The sequence below is a fragment of the Olleya sp. KKT75 genome (assembly GCF_055635485.1).
Window position 1 is genome coordinate 3,470,739 of record NZ_CM145759.1, and the last position, 17,227, is coordinate 3,487,965.

Sequence of the window (17,227 nt, forward strand, 5' to 3'; positions counted from 1 at the left end):
TGTGATAATTACGCTCTAAAATCTAATCGTTTTTTCCCTGTTATGTCCTCAATTTTAATAATAAATACAGCCGGCACATTGTCTTTATAAATCTTACTAGAAAAATCGCTGATAAAATTAGCCTTGCTATGCTCCTTTTCTAATATCACAGCTTTAATTCCTAATGAGAATTTATGCAAATAGGCTTTAGCATCACTTCCAAAATGCTGTTCAAAAACCCCATGTACTAATACAGATTTCCAATCGGTAACAGTATCCACATCAGATACTAATAAGGATACGGTTGGATGTTTACGCATGGCACTCATTTTATGCCCATCTCCAGAATAACAAATAATAGCATTAGATTCTTTGTCAAAATAATAAGTAATAGGCACTACAAATGGTCTGTTATTATAGATATAACCGATCTGACCTATATAATTATTTTCTAAAACATACTCGATTTCTTTGGTTTCTAAATTTTTAAACATCCGTGATTGATTTAAGGTTATACTAGCTTTTGGTTGCGCATTGTCTGTTTTGCAACTGAAGTAATATTATTTAAAATTGCAGTTAAAAACTATGATATTAATCAGTTGTAGATTTTAATTCAATACAGGTAATTTCTGGACGCATCCCAACTCTACCAGGAAAACCCAACCAACCCAAACCACGATTAACATAAAGATATTGTCCGTTAACTTGGTATAAACCTGCCCAATGTTTGTGCTTGTATTTTATTGGACTCCATTCCTTTTTTTTAATTCTAATACCTGCTTGCATACCATGTGTATGGCCTGATAAAGTCAAAGCAATGTTGGTTTTATCTAAAACTTCTTCCGTCCAATGCGTTGGATCATGAGATAACAAGATTTTAAACGGAATGGCTTCCGCTTGGTGTAAGGCTTTTTGTAAATCGCCATATTGTTTAAATGGTGGATTGCCCCAGTTTTCAATACCTAAAATGGCTATTTTGTCTGTATTATGTTCAATTATATCCGCTTGATTTAATAAAAGCTTAAAATTGATCGTATTAAAAAACTGTTTTATAGTTTCAAAATTAGCTGCTTTTTCTTGTTCGGTTTGCCACGTACTGTAGTCTCCATAATCATGATTTCCTAAAATGGCGTATTTCCCTTTTTTTGCTTTTAATTTTCCTAAGGTATTTTCCCATCCTTCTAATTCCCAAGCATAATTATTTACCAAATCTCCTGTAAAACATATGTAATCTGCATTTTCGTGATTTATTTTTTTTATAGCCTTATCCAAAAGATGGTAGCGGTAATTAAAACTGCCTAAATGTAAATCGGAAATTTGTATTATTTTTAATCCGTTAAACGCTTTTGGTAACTGCTTAAATGTAAGGGTTACATGATGTACTTTAAAATGATACGCCGATTTAAAAATAGCATAAGCAATAACAAAAAATGGCAAAAACCCAGCAATTAAACCTATTAAAGGAATGATAATAAGCGACTGTTTTTCTGAGATAATATAGTTTGAATAATGTAAAATAGAAATAACAACTACAAATATTATTTTAGGAATAAAAGAAGACACTGTCAGTCCATATAACGAAGAAATAAGGCGTTGCTTTTTCTTTACAGCCACATGATCTAGTCTTACTTTTAGTATGATAATGGCAGTAATTAAACCAATAGTAAACAGCCAAAACACAACATTGATTGTTGTTACTAAAACCTGAGACGACATAAGTTGTGTTACAGATTGCAGCCAATAAAACGCTAAAGCATCAATAACTAAAATAGCAAAACACAATAGTAATATTTTATAAATGGAATGACTACGCATACTGATTTTAAGTCCTTTAAACGTTTACAACGCTTTATTTTTTAATTTCTATTTCAGGGATTTTAATAAGTTCTACTGTTGCTGAAGCTAAAACAACTTTACCATTGGTAGCTTCGATATCTTTTCTAATCAGATCGTTTAAAAGGTGTTTAGTGATTCTCCTTTTTTTATAATCGACGATATAACGCAAATTAAATTGAATCCAGTTATCTGTTAACGTTGTTGCTAGCGTCGGCTCTACCATTGCATCTTCTACATAATATTTAGACACGACCTCTGTCCATTTATCTTTTGAAGCTTTAGTATACTCCGCTAACGTTGTTGTTGCAGCGCTAATAATTATACTTTTAGCCAACTCTATATCAGAACCATAACGGATTGGTAAATTAAACTCGTCCCAAATAAAAGGAAAATCTTTAGAGTAATTATACACAGGACCCTTAAACACAAAGGCGTTACTCAGTTTTACAATACGCCCTGTATAATTATCACTTTGCACCCATTGTCCAATTTCCATCATGGTGGTGTAAATACTATCCACATCAATAACGTCTCCTTTAATACCGTTAATCTCAATACGATCTCCAGGCTCATACACTTTTACAATAAAAATATAAACAGAACCTGCAATGCTTAAAATTAACTCTTGTAATGTAAATGCTAATCCCGCAGACAGCAAACCTAAGGTTACTGTAAAGTCTTTTATACTTCCCGTAAAATATAGAATAGTAAAAATACCAAGGATAAAATAACCTAGTAACTCAACGCCTTTTTGAGACTTGTAGCGCACTGAAGCATTGGCAATCTTTCGTTTTAAAAAGGCTCTAACAAACTGAACGCCTAGCAAAACAAAAACTACTATTATAGTATATTTAATAATACTATTCACAAACGGATAGTCCTGAAACAAGTGTTGTATGGTGTCCATTATTTAATCTTGATATAGCCTATAAATCCTCATAAAGCCTTAATTTATTATTAAGCGATGTTATTTCGCTTTGCAAGTTTTCGACACGTTTTAATAAATTATATACTGCATCCAAGCCTTCCAAATTGATGTTTAAATCATAATGCAAACGCATCATTTTTTCGACTTCATTAATTTGCGTTACTTTAATATATTGGTCTTGCTCTGAAACTACAATTTCTATTAGTTCGTAATCCTCTAACTGGTTAATAAACGTTGTAGGCACATCATAATGCGTGCAAAAAGTGGTTATAGAAATTAAATCTGTTACTTCCATAATTATCTTAATTTTTGAAGTTCGGTAAATAATGCTTTCTCTTTATCAGTAAGTTCTGTCGGCGTTTTTATTTGGTATGTGATATACAAATCTCCAAACTGTCCTGCTTTTTTGTACTTAGGAAACCCTTTGCCTTTCAACTTAACCTTTGTTCCGTTTTGAGTTTCTGGTTTAATAGTTAATTTAACTTTACCGTCAAAGGTATCTACCATCAAATCGCCACCTAATAATGCGGTGTATAAATCTAAATCTACTGTAGCATATAGGTTGTCTTTATCTCTTTTAAAGGCGGTAGTATTAGTAATTGAAAACTGAATTAACAAATCACCATTTGGTCCGTTATTTGTGCCTTTACCACCGTGTCCTTTAATCTTAATAGTTTGCCCGTTTTCTACTCCTGCAGGAATAGTAATTCTGATATTTTTATTGTTAACAGTCAGCGTACGTTTATGGTCTTCGTACACATCTTTTAGATCCAACTGTAACTCTGCATTAAAATCTTGACCTCTAAATCTTGAAGTGCGTTGCCCTCCTGACGCCTGACCACCAAACATGTTACCAAAGATGTCTTCAAAATCATGCTGACTATAGCCGCCCGCTTGACCAGATTGACCTTGATATGCACGTTGTTGCTGTTGTTGCTGGCGTTTTGACTGCTCGTAAGCTTCAGAGTTTTGCCAATGCTCTCCATATTGATCGTATTTTTTACGGTTTTCAGGATTACTCAACACCTCATTGGCTTCATTAATTTCTTTAAACTTTAGTTCAGCATCTTTATCATTCGGATTTAAATCTGGGTGATACTTACGTGCTAGTTTTCGGTATGCTTTTTTTATATCTTTTTCGGACGCTGTTTTGGAGAGTCCCAATGTTTTATAATAATCTACAACTGCCATTTATTTTGATTTATGATGTTCGATATGTTCTTTTAATGTGTTTAAATAATCTTGTAAAACCGTAGGATTTATTTCTGGATGCTCCATACTTGGAATCGTGCTTGGATCTTCTTGCAAAAGCGCATATAACTCTGGATAATTTTTCTCAATTTTAAAAGTTAAATCAGTAATTTCTTTTATTAATTCCTGCTCTGTTTTCATATCCTAAATGGGTTTAATTCTTATAAATGTACTTTTAAAGTTACAAGAATAAAATGATAATAATCAGTTTTAAGGTGTTAATAGTTAGCTAATTATTTTACCATCTTCCATCGTGATAATACGATCAGTACGTTTTGCAAAATCTTCGTCATGGGTTACAATTAACAAGGATAAATTCTCTTCCACACTTAGCTTTTTAAAGATATTAAACACATTATCTGCATTATGGCTATCTAGATTACCAGTAGGCTCATCCCCCATAATTATTGATGGATTATTTATCAGCGCTCTCGCAATAGCGACACGCTGTTTTTCGCCTCCAGATACTTGAGACGCACGTTTATGTGCTAAATGTTCAATATTTAATATTCTTAGTTTCTCAAGCGCATCTTTTTCTATGGCTTTGATGCTTTTTTCGCCTAACTTTTTAGCAGGCAACATCACGTTTTCTAATACTGTAAATTCTGATAATAAATAATGAAACTGAAATACAAAACCAATGTGTTTGTTTCTTATAACAGTTAATTTTTGTCTGCTATCTCCTGTTATTAACTCGTTATTCAAATACAATTCACCCTCATACTCTGTATCCATGGTAGACAAAATGTACAATAGCGTAGATTTCCCACAACCAGACTTTCCCATTATGGAAACAAATTCACCTTTATTAATTTTAAAACTAATATCCTTTAGCACGTGAAAAGACACTGGCTTTTTAAAGTATTTGTTTATATTTTTTGCTTCTAAAACGGTCTCCATTATTGTCCTCTTATTATTCTTACTGGGTCTATTTTTTTAGCTTTAAGCGAAGGCAAATAGCCTGCAAAAAAAGTTGAAATAATTGCAAACGAAAACCCTATAACATAATACCAGATACTAAAATCTATAGGGTACGTTTCTACTTTTGCTAATGCGTCCGTTTTAAACGGAATGGTGCTAATTATATTAGTAAAAATCAAACCGATTAACAGTCCTAAAAGACCTCCAACTATTCCAATAATTAAGGCTTGACTCATAAAAATATACTGCACATCATTGCCTGAAAAACCGACTGCTTTTAAAATAGCTATGTCATTCATTTTTTCATAAATAAGCATACTTAAAATATTGTACACACCAAAACCTGCAACAATCAATAACGCGATAGAAACCGCATAAGTAATAAGATTTCTGACATCTGTACCGGTTTCAAATTGTGCATTAGCGGTTTTAATATCTATAGCAGTTACATTAAATTGCTGTTCTATTTTTTTAGATAATGGCAATGCCTTTTCAATATCATAAAGCTTGACATTAATATCTGTTATGTAATTTTGTGCTTCGCCTAAAATACGTTGCACTGTTTTTAAATTAACAAAACTTTGAATAGCATCAACATCCGAAATACCACTTTGGTAAAGACCAACAATTCTTAAAGGAAAAACATCACCTCTTATTGTGCTTATCTGAATACGATCACCAACCGATAACGCCATTTTTTTGGCAATACCTGATCCTAATAATATTCCGTTTTCAGTATTTTTGAGTTTCTCAGGAGAACCTTCAATAATATAATCTCTAAAATTAAATAATCTAGCTTCTTCCGTAGGTTGTACTCCTGTTAAATTACCAGCAATTTCAATAGAACCTGCGATATAAAATATTTGTGTTTTTATTTGCGGAATCGCTCCTTTTACATCTTCATTCTCATTTAAAAAATTTATAATAGGTGTAGCATTGTGGATTTTTTTCTGACTTAACTTTGGTTTGATAGAATGCACCACATTTAAGCTGTTTTTAAAAGCATCATAAATATCTACAGGTTGCTGTTTTGAAGGTTCAATTTCATTATAGACATGTATATGTGGGGTTTGATTTAAAATTAAATCGTCTAACATATTGTTTAATCCAGTCATAAAACTAACCAAAGTAATATACGCACCAATACCAAAAGTGACTCCTAAAGCCGCAATAGCAGTAGATTTAAACTTAGTTAACAATTGCTTTTTTGCAATATCAAGTATGACAGGCCAGTTTACCATTATTCTGGTTTATAAATGTATGTGTCTTTGGAAATACCGTCTAAAACCTCAATACTTTCAAGATCTCCTAAACCTGTAGTAATGGTTACTAAACCAGCATCAGTTTGCACCTGATTATTACCTGTGATATAACTTTTAGGGATGGTTAGCACATTTTGTTTTTTTGAAATAACAATATTTGCTTCGCCCGAAAGTCCCGGATATAATACATCAGGAGGATTTACAAAAACAGCTTCGACTTTAAAGGTCTGATTACGCTCATCTTTTTTAGGATAAATTTTGGACACTTTACCTTCCAATACTTTACCGTTATAAGCATCCAATGTTATTAATACGTCCTGATTTTTAATAATTTTGACAATATCCACTTCGTCAACCAACATTTCAATAATAAAAGTAGAAGCACTTCCAATGGAAGCTATAGGTTCCATAGTATTTATAAGCTCTCCAGAGGCTTTATAAAGGGCATACACCTTACCATTTATAGCACTTTTTACAGTAAAGTCTTTAGTGTTAATTAAAGAGGTTTGATAGGTGTTTTTTGCTTGTTTAACATTGGTGTTTAACTGATTTTTAGTTTGGTTATATTTGTTTTTAAGTAATGTCCAGCTGTTTTTTGATAATTGATAATTTAATTGTTTGTTATCAAAATCAGCTTTAGAACCTATGTTTTGATTCCAAAGATTTTGTTGTCTAAAAAAGTTAACCGAATCGTTTTTATATTTCAAATTAGCAGCTTCAATTTCATCTAAAATTCCTGATAAAATAGCCGCACTCCCATTGTAATTTTCTTTAGCCAAATCCAAAGCTAGTTTTGCGTTTTGCGTATTTAAAACTGGTGCGTTATTAATAATCTGAGAGAGGGCTTGTCCTTTTGTAACTAAATCACCTTCTTCTACTAAATTTTGATCTAAAATACCTGCAACACTAGCGTAAGCTTGATATAAACTATCGGGTTGTATTGTTACAGATGTATATACAGACTCCGTTAAATCTTGGGTTGTAGGACGTGTTTTTTCTGTATCTTTTTTACAAGACCACAAAAATAAAATGGCTACAAAAAACAAATACTTTTTCATATCTTTTTTAATTCGATATCTAACTTAGCTAATAGTATTAATTCGGACTTATTTCTACCAGAAAAACGACTCGCAATAGCATTTGCTGTTTGTAATACCAACGCTTTTGTTTTGGGTGTAAAAAGGACTTTATTGGTTGTCATATAGCTCAAAAAGTTATCAAAACAGACCTCAGCCTCGTGCGCTTTTGTATCATGTAACCAATCAAACATAGCCACAATAATATTGGCATTATTAGAATGCAACCACGCTTGCTTCACAACCATTTTTAAAGTCTCAATTTCTGTAGCTTCTACAACGCCATCTGCATTAGCTATAGCATAAAATAATTCTCCAAGATTTTTATAGAATAGCGTCGTACTATCTTGCTTATTTTTCATCCCATTAATTTAACATCCAAAGTAATCCTAATGCATTACCTAACACATGATATTAATCAGTTAATACAGTAATAGTGCCTTTTTTTTTGTATTTTGAATTTTTATTTTACACCACAAGCGCCCTTTATGTTTAAGAATAACCAGGACATTTTTCAAATTTTATCTGAAGCAATTTCAGAAGGCATTCTAATAGTCGATGAAACTCAAACCATTATAGCCGTAAACTCGTCTACAGAAGACATGTTTGGTTATGATAAAGACGAATTAAACACCAAACCATTAGAAACATTAATCCCTTCTAATTATCACAAAGGACACGGTAAGCAGTTTAATTCGTATTACAAAAACAGTGAAAAACGTACCATGGGTAAAGGACGTGCTCTTTTTGCTGTTAAAAAAGATGGTAGTACATTTCCTGTAGAAGTCGGTTTAAATCCATTTAGCGTGGCTGACAAAAAATACGTTATGGCCTTAGTTATAGATATTACCGAACGTAAAAACTATACAGATAAACTAGAAAAAACCGTTGAAGAACGCACTAAACAACTTAGAGAAGCTTTAGAAACGGAAAAAGAATTAAACGATTTAAAAACCAAGTTTTTATCGCTAGTATCTCACGAATTTAAAACACCTTTAACAGGAATTTTAACCTCGTCCATGCTATTAAGTAAATACAAACTAGCAGAGCAACAAGACAAAAGAGACAAGCATATAAATACCATAAATAGTAAAGTACAATACCTAAATAATATTTTAAACGACTTCCTGTCTGTTGAGAAACTAGAATCTGGAAAGGTTAATTATAAGTTTACCGAGTTTAGATTAAGTAAAGTTGTAAACGAGGTGGTTTACAATGCTAATATGCTTTTAAAAGAAGGTCAGAAAATAAAATACCCTGAAAATATTGATGACATTTCATTGATATTAGACGAAAAAACGATAGAATTAGCGTTGTCTAATTTGGTGCATAATGCTATAAAATACTCGCCTGAAAACACCACTATCGAGCTACAAGTCAATCAGGATAAGACGCACACCACTTTTAAGATTATTGACAACGGAATTGGGATTCCGAAAAATGATCAAAAAAATATTTTTAATCGTTATTTTAGAGCCGAAAACGCTTTACTAGATCAAGGGACTGGTATTGGTTTAAACATTGTAAAAACGCATTTAGAAAATTTAGGAGGATCTATAAGTTTTGAAAGTATCGAAAATTCAGGATCCACTTTTACTATTATAATACCTAACAAAGCCAACTAATGAAAACCATACTTTTAATTGAAGATGATATTGTTTTAAGAGAAAATACAAAAGAGCTTTTAGAACTATCCGATTATAATGTAACTACTGCTGCCAATGGTAAATTAGGTTTACAGGCTGCAATAGCCACTTTGCCTGATATTATTGTTTGCGATATCATGATGCCAGAATTAGATGGTTATGGTGTCTTAGAAGGTTTGTCTAAACAAGATAGTACTATGCATATTCCGTTTATCTTTTTGTCTGCAAAAACGGAACGACATGATGTTAGAAAAGGCATGGATTTGGGTGCGGATGATTATATTACAAAACCATTTAGTGAAGACGAAATTATTAGCGCAATTGAAAGTCGATTAGCAAAAGCTGCTATTTTAAAAGACAGACGAAATCAGCAAGCATCTAAAAACGATGACAACCAGGACGAACTAAGAAGTTTAAACGATTTAAAAAACTTTTTTGATGACAATGGTGAGATTTTTGATTTTTCTAAAGACGAGCACATTTACATCGAAGGAAAAAACTCCAACTACATTTATCTAATAACAAAAGGTATTGTAAAGTGTCATAAATTAGATGAAAATGGAAAAGAACTAACCACAGCATTACATAAAGAAGATGATTTGTTTGGGTATACCTCGTTTACACAAAACATTCCTTATCAAGAAACTGCAACCACTATTAGTGATGCTACCCTAGTCGGATTATCTAAAAACGAACTTAAAAACATACTAAACACCAATCATAAATTAACCTTAGAGTTAATCCAATTGCTAACGGATGATATTACTGGTGTGAAAAATCAGCTTTTAGAAATGGCATACAGCTCGGTTTATAAAAAAACAGCGACTACCATTTTAAAGTTTGCTGACAAATTAAATTGTAAACCAGACGAGGCTATTAAAATATCTAGAAGTGATCTAGCCAGTGTTGCTGGTATTGCTACCGAAACTTTGATTAGAACCTTATCTAGTTTTAAAAAGCAAGGTTTGATAGTTATAGAAGGCCGAAATATTAGAATTGTTGATGTTGAAAAACTTAAGGAGGTCTGCTAAAATTATACTAAAATAAAGTAGATATGATTTTTATCATTTTTTAAACTGCTTGATAACTATAGATTTGTTTGAATAAGACCTATTTAAAATGAAATCTATATTACTACCTACAGATTTTTCTGAAAATTCATGGAATGCTATCGCCTATGCGCTGCGCTATTTTTCTAACACAACGTGTACGTTCTACTTACTTCATGTTAACCCAATAACAGAAGTTGCTATTACAGATATAGACTATAGTTACAACATAGAACCATTAATAACAGAAGAAGTACAAACAAAACCTGCTAGAAAAAAATTAAATGGGCTGCTAAAAAAAATAGCAATTCAGTTTTCTAACAATCCTAAGCATTCTTTTTTTACAATCAACGATACTGATTTTTTTATAGACGCGGTTAGAAAACAAGTTTTAGAAAAAAAAATAGACCTTATAGTAATGGGTACCAAAGGTGCTTCTGGATTAAAAAAGCTAATTATTGGTAGTAATACAGCGGACATAATAACTAAAGTAAAATGCAATACGTTAGTTGTTCCAGAAAACGCAACTTTTAAATCATTAGACCAAATTGCATTTCCAACGGACTTATTACAATTTTATGGAATAACAACCTTAGCGCCTATTTTGGAAAACTTAGAGCAGTTTAATGGCACATTAAACATTGTAAATATTAACAAAAAAGAAGTCAATCTAAATAAAGATCAAGAAAAAAACAAAGACTTTTTAGAAGACTATTTTAGTACATATCCTCATCAATTTCATTTTTTAACGCATACAAAAATAGAAAATGGAATTAATACCTTTGTAAAAAGTGAAAATATAGATATGATTGTAATGATTGCCAAAAGTCTTAATTACTTTCAGCAACTATTTTTTCATTCTAAAATAGAAGAAATAAGCTATCAAACGGATATTCCGTTTTTAGTGCTTCACGAATAATTTACAACATGAATATAGGCTTAGTCCTTTCTGGTGGTGGTATGCGAGGTGCCGCACATATTGGCGCTATAAAAGCATTAGAAGAACACGGTATTTTCCCAACACACATAGCAGGCGCAAGTGCTGGTGCTATTATTGGCGCATTATACGCTTATGGCTTTTCTTGCGAAAAAATGTTGGACTTTTTAAAAACAATTCAGCTTTTTAATTACAAAAAATTTGCAGTTAGTAAGCCTGGATTTATTGATGCCGAAAAATATTACAACTACTTTAAAAAACAGTTTCCTGAAGATAATTTTAACGCATTAAACAAACAACTTTTTATAACTGCTACTAATATTTTAAGTGGCGATTCAGAGGTGTTTACGGATGGAGAGTTAATCAAACCAGTCTTGGCATCTGCTTCATTCCCTGGATTGTTTTCGCCAATAAAAATGAAACAAGGATTATATGTAGATGGTGGTGTGTTAAATAACTTTCCTGTAGAGTTATTACAAAAAAACTGCGATCAAGTCATTGGTGTTTATTTAAACTTATACAAAACCAAAACACAAGCGCAATTAAAACATTTTCATAATATTATTGAACGCTCCATTACTATAGGTGCAGTACAAGCTGATATACAAAAGTTTTCCGATTGTGATATTTTAGTGGCACCTCATGCCTTAAGTCAGTTTGCGCTTTTTGATAAAAGAAATATCGATGCTATTTATAAAATTGGTTATGACAGCATGAAAGCCGCCCTAAAAGATAAGCAGACTAATACTTAATTATGTAATTAGTAAACATTCCCTAAAATGTACGACTCTTATTATGACAAGCAATTCCGTATCTTTGTTATATAAAGGCTTTACATGAAACTGAACATAAAAAACACATTTACCTCACAACTTCCCGCAGATCCAATAACAGACAATAGTAGACGTCAAGTCACTAAAGCATGTTATAGTTTTGTAACACCAAAACAGACTGCAAAACCAGAATTAGTTCATGTCTCTCCAGAGATGTTGAACACCTTAGGTATGTCAGAAAACGATGCTAAAACAAAACAGTTTTTAAACGTGTTTACGGGTAATACTGTGTTGGAAGGCACCACGCCATACGCTATGTGTTATGGTGGTCACCAATTTGGACATTGGGCTGGCCAATTAGGTGATGGTCGTGCTATTAATTTATTTGAAGTCGAACACAATAACAAAAACTGGAAACTACAATTAAAAGGTGCTGGAGAAACACCATATTCTAGAACAGCAGATGGTTTAGCAGTTTTAAGAAGCTCTGTTAGAGAGTATTTATGTAGCGAAGCTATGTATCATTTAGGTGTACCAACCACACGCGCTTTAAGCTTAGCGCTATCCGGAGACCAAGTCTTGCGTGACGTCATGTATAACGGTAATCCTGATTACGAAAAAGGTGCGATTGTGTCTAGAATTTCACCAAGTTTTTTACGTTTTGGAAGTTTCGAGATTTTAGCCTCAAGACAAGATACAGAAACCTTAAAAACACTTGTAGACTATACTATAAACACCCATTTTACGCATTTAGGTACACCAAGCAAACACGCTTACGTTCAGTTTTTTAACGAGGTAGCTATGCGAAGTTTAGACATGGTTATCCATTGGCAACGTGTTGGTTTTGTGCATGGTGTAATGAATACCGATAACTTATCAATCCTAGGATTAACTATCGATTATGGACCTTATGGATGGCTAGAAGGTTTTGAGCCTGGATGGACGCCAAATACTACAGATAATCAAAACAAACGCTACCAATATGGCGCGCAACCAGATATTGTCCTTTGGAATTTATACCAATTAGCAAATGCCTTATATCCATTAATTGAAGAAGCAGAAGGTTTAGAAGCGGTGTTAGCAAATTATGCGGAACAGAAAGACATCCAATACCTACAAATGATGCGTAGTAAAATTGGATTGTCATCCGAAGAGCAATTAGATGCCAATCTTATTCAAGAACTAGAAGACTGTTTGCAGTTAACAGAAACAGATATGACTATCTTTTTCCGTAATCTATCAGATTTTGATGGTGTAAATCCGACTAACGGGTTACAAATTATTCGTGAGTCGTTTTACGACATAAAATCAGTAACCGAAGCTATAAAAGACAGATGGAACTTATGGTTTGAGAGTTATGCAGACCGTTTGGAACGCGACCCAATTTCAGCGAAAGCGAAAAAAGAAAACATGAACAGCGTAAACCCAAAATACGTGTTACGTAATTACATGGCGCAATTAGCTATAGATGATGCTAACAAAGATGATTACAAACTTATTGACGACTTATTTAACTTATTAAAACAACCTTATGCAGAGCAACCAAAACACGAAAAATGGTTTGCAAAACGACCAGAATGGGCAAGACATAAAGTAGGTTGTTCTATGTTGTCATGTAGCTCTTAGTTTTTATAAATATGTAATTTTTAACTCCTCTCTTTAGCTAAAGAGCGATGAATTTCAGCTTTAGCTTAAATCGGAGAGTTTGACCTAAAACGAGAAGCAGTTTTAAAACCCTATTTAAAACAATGAACAATAAAATAGCATTTGGAGGTGGGTGTCATTGGTGCACAGAAGCGGTATTTCAAGCCTTAAAAGGTGTTCAAAAAGTAGAACAAGGCTTTATAGCTTCTACTAAAGACCACACAACTTTCTCGGAAGCAGTAATCGTTCATTACAATCCAGAACTAATTACGATTGATATCTTAATTCAAATTCATTTATATACGCACAAAAGCACTTCTAATCATTCCATGCGTACAAAATACAGATCGGCTATCTATTATTTCTCAGAAGCACAAAAAGAAGATTCAGCTTTACTCCTAGCTAATTTACAATCAGAATTTGAAGCACCTATTATTACAAAAACACTTCCTTTTAAAGACTTTAAACCGTCAGAAGCACAATTTAAAAACTACTACAAAAACAATCCAAACAAACCCTTTTGTCAAACTTACATTAACCCAAAACTTAAGTTATTACAAGCAAAGTTTAGCAAACATTTAACGGATAACCTACAGCGTAAATCTATTAGCTAGTAGCTATTTAGTATCTTTGTTAAAAAAGAAAAAGGATGTCAGACACTAAAAAACCTGATAATATTGTCTTTAACCAAGAGACACAAAAATACGATGCATCATTAAAACCGTATGCAACAAATGTTGGTGCTCCAGCCATAAAAGTAACGGAAAACGTTACTTGGAAAAACAAAAACGTACATAAAGCCAATCAGCAAATTAAAGCCAAGTATTTAGAACTAAAAGCCGAATACGAGAAAATGATGGCAGAACTAGAATATAACAATCTAGTCTATAATGCTAAGTTTAGTTTTCAGCCTATAATTGGAGACACCTATCATTTATACAGAGATAAAAAAGGACAACCCTTTTTGTCCATTATTGCTCCAGAACAATGCAATTTTGACTTTATAGGTAGTTTTTACTTAAATTCTGAGCATATCTGGAAAAGAATAGACCAAGAAATTATTGGCCAAGATCTAATTACTAATGAATAATCTTAGTATTATAAGTCTACTCTTCGATTTTGGATTAGTGGTATTAATTTGGATGGTTCAGCTTATTGTTTATCCAAGTTTTAAATATCACAATCAAGAGTCATTAATAAAATGGCACGCCAAATACACGGTAAGAATAGCTGGTATTGTTATCCCGTTAATGTTTGGACAGCTTATACTCTATTTATATCTAGTATTTATGCAAGCAGATACGTCTATTTATATTAGAACCGCGTTAACTATCAGTGCGTGGATAGCGACATTTGCAATATTTGTTCCGTTACACAACACAATTAACAACGGAAAAAGCACAGAAAAAACATTAGCCCATTTAGTGTCTAAAAATTGGATTAGAACAGCAATTTGGACGCTACTTTTTATTATTAATCTAATAACGGTAGTAAAATAAAAGCATAAAAAAATCCCAAGCATAACACTTGGGATTTTTTATAATATTATATAGTACAGCAAATTGCTAACTATTTAATCAGTACAAAATTAGTTTCCTTTTTTGTAGTCTTCTAAAAACTTAGCTAAACCGCTATCTGTTAAAGGATGTCTTAATAACCCTTCAATAGAGCTTAAAGGACCAGTCATAACATCAGCACCTAATTTAGCACAGTCAATTACATGCATTGTGTGACGTACAGACGCAGCTAAAATTTCAGTTTCAAAAGCGTAGTTATCATAGATGTGTCTAATCTCTGCAATCAGGTTTAATCCATCCGTAGAGATGTCATCCAAACGTCCAATAAAAGGAGATACATAAGTTGCACCAGCCTTAGCAGCTAATAATGCCTGACCAGGAGAAAACACTAACGTTACATTAGTTTTAATGCCTTTATCGCTAAAGTATTTACAAGCCTTAATACCATCTTTAATCATTGGTAATTTAACCACGATTTGATCATGTAATTCAGCAAGCGCCTCACCTTCTTTAACCATACCTTCAAAGTCAGTAGCAATTACTTCCGCACTAACATCACCATCCACAATGTTGCAAATGTCAACATAATGCTTCATGATATTATCATGACCAGTAATCCCTTCTTTAGCCATTAAAGACGGGTTAGTAGTAACACCATCTAAAATACCCATATCCTGAGCGTCTCTAATTTGGTCTAAATTGGCAGTATCAATAAAAAATTTCATTCTAAAATATATTTAAGTTGTGTATATAATTATTTTGGGCGTTACCACAAGGGTCAGGCTGTCCGTTATATCTTTTTTTGCCATTTGTGGCAGCAAAAAAAGGATGCCACTTCCATCCTTAACGCAATGCAAAGTTACAATTTAACTTTAGCAAGTAAAATAATGATATCAAATGATATTAACATTTATTCAAAAAAGCAGTATAATTGTAATAGCTAAAAACCAAATAACCATGAAAAAATCAATTCTATCTCTTTTCGTATTATTAACATTATTTAGTTGTAATAACGAGCCTCTAGGCTTTACAGAAATAGATACTGAACTAACACAAAACATAGTATGTGTAACTCAAGATTTAGGATTGACAACAGTCAATATTACAACACCAATTAATACGAATAATGGAATAGAAGAAAAAGATTGGTATGTAGAATATACAGTCAATACTGTAGAACTTTTTTATTACTTTTCTTGCGGACTTGAGTGTGCTTCAAAACAATATTATGTGTTTGATAAAACAGCAGACTGCTTAACTTTTAGTCATGCTTACACAACGTCAAAAGACTTATATAGCCCATATACAATAGTATCAGAGACACAACAAACTATGACCTTCCTGTTACAAGAATGGGTAGAAGACACTAAGTTAGTTGGTGAAATAAACTATACAGATGCTGCATCTGGTAATTTTATACAAAAACAGTTTTGGATAGATATTTTACCTTCAAATTTTTATGTGCAAGAACCATACATAGCGTCTAATAACTGTTTTGGTCAACAAAATCCAATAGCTATTGATGTAAATAATGATGGTATAAATGACTTTGTTATTGACTACTCAACTGTAACTAATACAACCGCAACACCAAACCTAGAAAGTTCTCCTATTATATTAAATAGTGCACAGCCTGAAAACAAAATTTTAAGACGCACATTTTTTGGCGATTTTATTTTAGAAGGAGATAATACGCCTTACAATACAGAGTTTACAGGAGGACCACTTACAGAAGCTACTATAGCTACATATAAAGATTATGAAGCTCCTTATAAAAACAATAATCACTGGGAATCTACATATTTAGAGTCCTTTTTATCAGCAGTAGATTTTAATTCAGATTATATTATAGTCACTGTAAATATTGATGGTCTAGATTATTATGGTTGGATTAACTTCTCTTTAGATCTGGCTAATTGTACACTAATCATAAACAACACGTATTTAAGCAGTACGCCAAACCAGCATTTTATTATTAATTAATAGTAATGGTATAGTTTTTAGAGGTAGAATAGGAGCACATAGAATCCTCATAATCACCAGTTTCTTCATCATAATACATAGGTGGATCTACATCTAAGTATAACGTAAACTCAAACACGCCTCTATTTTGTGGAACACCTTCAAATGAGACGGTTCTATAATCTATGTACAGATCTATACCATCTGGTAAATCTCCAACAAGTTCAAAATAGTAATCATAATTATTATCTCTTGGTTCGTTTTTAATTTCAGCATCAAATTCATCATAATACATCTGCTGTCGATAACCTACCGTAAAAGATTTATCTGGTAATTCAGGACTTCGATTGATTACACATTCCAAAATATCTTCACAACTTGTAAAGGCTATAATACTTAAACAGAATAAAAGTAATATATGTTTTTTCATAATCATTAATTATGAA

General features: G+C 32.4%; 21 protein-coding genes. 9 read left to right on the forward strand and 12 right to left on the reverse strand.

Features of this window, described 5'->3' with window-relative positions; genetic code table 11:
• Nucleotides 1-8: 8 nt before the first annotated feature.
• From ACZ2G2_RS15480 to ACZ2G2_RS15525, 10 genes are all read right to left on the reverse strand, one after another.
• Entirely contained in the window at nucleotides 9-473 is a 465-nt protein-coding gene (locus ACZ2G2_RS15480; protein WP_101202637.1) for a pyridoxamine 5'-phosphate oxidase family protein, read from the reverse strand.
• A gap of 97 nt (nucleotides 474-570) precedes the next feature.
• A complete protein-coding gene (locus ACZ2G2_RS15485; protein ID WP_470393192.1) occupies nucleotides 571-1,794 on the reverse strand; it encodes a metallophosphoesterase in 1,224 nt (407 codons plus the stop codon).
• A gap of 34 nt (nucleotides 1,795-1,828) precedes the next feature.
• Nucleotides 1,829-2,722: a mechanosensitive ion channel family protein gene (locus ACZ2G2_RS15490; protein WP_470393193.1), complete on the reverse strand. Its 894-nt coding sequence runs from the start codon at nucleotides 2,720-2,722 to the stop codon at nucleotides 1,829-1,831.
• Between the two features lie 19 nt (nucleotides 2,723-2,741).
• Complete coding sequence (locus ACZ2G2_RS15495; RefSeq protein WP_470393195.1) at nucleotides 2,742-3,038, reverse strand: chaperone modulator CbpM; 297 nt, start codon at nucleotides 3,036-3,038, stop codon at nucleotides 2,742-2,744.
• Nucleotides 3,039-3,040: 2 nt separating this feature from the next.
• Nucleotides 3,041-3,934 (reverse strand): DnaJ C-terminal domain-containing protein, encoded by an 894-nt coding sequence (locus tag ACZ2G2_RS15500; RefSeq protein ID WP_470393197.1) that lies wholly within the window; start codon nucleotides 3,932-3,934, stop codon nucleotides 3,041-3,043.
• On the reverse strand, nucleotides 3,935-4,135 hold the full coding sequence (locus ACZ2G2_RS15505; RefSeq protein ID WP_090840403.1) for a hypothetical protein: 201 nt from the start codon (nucleotides 4,133-4,135) through the stop codon (nucleotides 3,935-3,937).
• Nucleotides 4,136-4,219: 84 nt separating this feature from the next.
• On the reverse strand, nucleotides 4,220-4,894 hold the full coding sequence (locus ACZ2G2_RS15510; protein ID WP_090840405.1) for an ABC transporter ATP-binding protein: 675 nt from the start codon (nucleotides 4,892-4,894) through the stop codon (nucleotides 4,220-4,222).
• Nucleotides 4,894-6,156, reverse strand: a complete 1,263-nt coding sequence (locus ACZ2G2_RS15515) for an ABC transporter permease (protein ID WP_470393199.1) — start codon at nucleotides 6,154-6,156, stop codon at nucleotides 4,894-4,896. The genes ACZ2G2_RS15510 and ACZ2G2_RS15515 overlap by 1 nt, the downstream gene beginning before the upstream one ends.
• Complete coding sequence (locus tag ACZ2G2_RS15520) at nucleotides 6,156-7,235, reverse strand: efflux RND transporter periplasmic adaptor subunit (RefSeq protein WP_470393201.1); 1,080 nt, start codon at nucleotides 7,233-7,235, stop codon at nucleotides 6,156-6,158. The genes ACZ2G2_RS15515 and ACZ2G2_RS15520 overlap by 1 nt, the downstream gene beginning before the upstream one ends.
• Nucleotides 7,232-7,615 (reverse strand): hypothetical protein, encoded by a 384-nt coding sequence (locus ACZ2G2_RS15525; RefSeq protein WP_470393203.1) that lies wholly within the window; start codon nucleotides 7,613-7,615, stop codon nucleotides 7,232-7,234. The genes ACZ2G2_RS15520 and ACZ2G2_RS15525 overlap by 4 nt, the downstream gene beginning before the upstream one ends.
• 126 nt (nucleotides 7,616-7,741) lie before the next feature.
• Here ACZ2G2_RS15525 and ACZ2G2_RS15530 point away from each other — a divergent pair, with 126 nt between their 5' ends.
• The 8 genes from ACZ2G2_RS15530 (at nucleotide 7,742) to ACZ2G2_RS15565 (ending at nucleotide 14,801) form a co-directional block, all read left to right on the forward strand.
• Entirely contained in the window at nucleotides 7,742-8,878 is a 1,137-nt protein-coding gene (locus ACZ2G2_RS15530) for a PAS domain-containing sensor histidine kinase (protein ID WP_470393205.1), read from the forward strand.
• On the forward strand, nucleotides 8,878-9,930 hold the full coding sequence (locus ACZ2G2_RS15535) for a response regulator (RefSeq protein WP_282069904.1): 1,053 nt from the start codon (nucleotides 8,878-8,880) through the stop codon (nucleotides 9,928-9,930). Before ACZ2G2_RS15530 ends, ACZ2G2_RS15535 begins: the two co-directional genes overlap by 1 nt.
• 88 nt (nucleotides 9,931-10,018) lie before the next feature.
• Complete coding sequence (locus ACZ2G2_RS15540) at nucleotides 10,019-10,867, forward strand: universal stress protein (protein WP_470393208.1); 849 nt, start codon at nucleotides 10,019-10,021, stop codon at nucleotides 10,865-10,867.
• An 8-nt stretch (nucleotides 10,868-10,875) separates the two neighbouring features.
• On the forward strand, nucleotides 10,876-11,637 hold the full coding sequence (locus ACZ2G2_RS15545; RefSeq protein ID WP_470393210.1) for a patatin-like phospholipase family protein: 762 nt from the start codon (nucleotides 10,876-10,878) through the stop codon (nucleotides 11,635-11,637).
• 84 nt (nucleotides 11,638-11,721) lie between these two features.
• The gene (locus ACZ2G2_RS15550) at nucleotides 11,722-13,284 is read left to right on the forward strand and encodes a protein adenylyltransferase SelO (protein ID WP_470393212.1); all 1,563 of its coding nucleotides are present in this window, start codon (nucleotides 11,722-11,724) and stop codon (nucleotides 13,282-13,284) included.
• A gap of 122 nt (nucleotides 13,285-13,406) precedes the next feature.
• Entirely contained in the window at nucleotides 13,407-13,916 is a 510-nt protein-coding gene (locus tag ACZ2G2_RS15555; RefSeq protein ID WP_470393214.1) for a peptide-methionine (S)-S-oxide reductase, read from the forward strand.
• Nucleotides 13,917-13,951: 35 nt separating this feature from the next.
• Nucleotides 13,952-14,392: a DUF2452 domain-containing protein gene (locus ACZ2G2_RS15560; protein ID WP_341586867.1), complete on the forward strand. Its 441-nt coding sequence runs from the start codon at nucleotides 13,952-13,954 to the stop codon at nucleotides 14,390-14,392.
• Nucleotides 14,385-14,801: a hypothetical protein gene (locus ACZ2G2_RS15565; RefSeq protein WP_470393216.1), complete on the forward strand. Its 417-nt coding sequence runs from the start codon at nucleotides 14,385-14,387 to the stop codon at nucleotides 14,799-14,801. The genes ACZ2G2_RS15560 and ACZ2G2_RS15565 overlap by 8 nt, the downstream gene beginning before the upstream one ends.
• Before the next feature lie 89 nt (nucleotides 14,802-14,890).
• Here ACZ2G2_RS15565 and fsa read toward each other — a convergent pair whose 3' ends face one another.
• Complete coding sequence (gene fsa, locus ACZ2G2_RS15570; protein WP_090840428.1) at nucleotides 14,891-15,544, reverse strand: fructose-6-phosphate aldolase; 654 nt, start codon at nucleotides 15,542-15,544, stop codon at nucleotides 14,891-14,893.
• Nucleotides 15,545-15,776: 232 nt separating this feature from the next.
• Here fsa and ACZ2G2_RS15575 point away from each other — a divergent pair, with 232 nt between their 5' ends.
• The gene (locus tag ACZ2G2_RS15575; RefSeq protein ID WP_470393218.1) at nucleotides 15,777-16,802 is read left to right on the forward strand and encodes a hypothetical protein; all 1,026 of its coding nucleotides are present in this window, start codon (nucleotides 15,777-15,779) and stop codon (nucleotides 16,800-16,802) included.
• Here the strand turns inward: ACZ2G2_RS15575 and ACZ2G2_RS15580 are convergent.
• Nucleotides 16,795-17,211 carry a hypothetical protein gene (locus tag ACZ2G2_RS15580; RefSeq protein ID WP_470393220.1) on the reverse strand — a complete coding sequence of 139 codons (417 nt, stop codon included), beginning with the start codon at nucleotides 17,209-17,211 and terminating at the stop codon, nucleotides 16,795-16,797. The two genes, ACZ2G2_RS15575 and ACZ2G2_RS15580, sit on opposite strands and share 8 nt — an antisense overlap.
• Nucleotides 17,212-17,227: the final 16 nt, after the last annotated feature.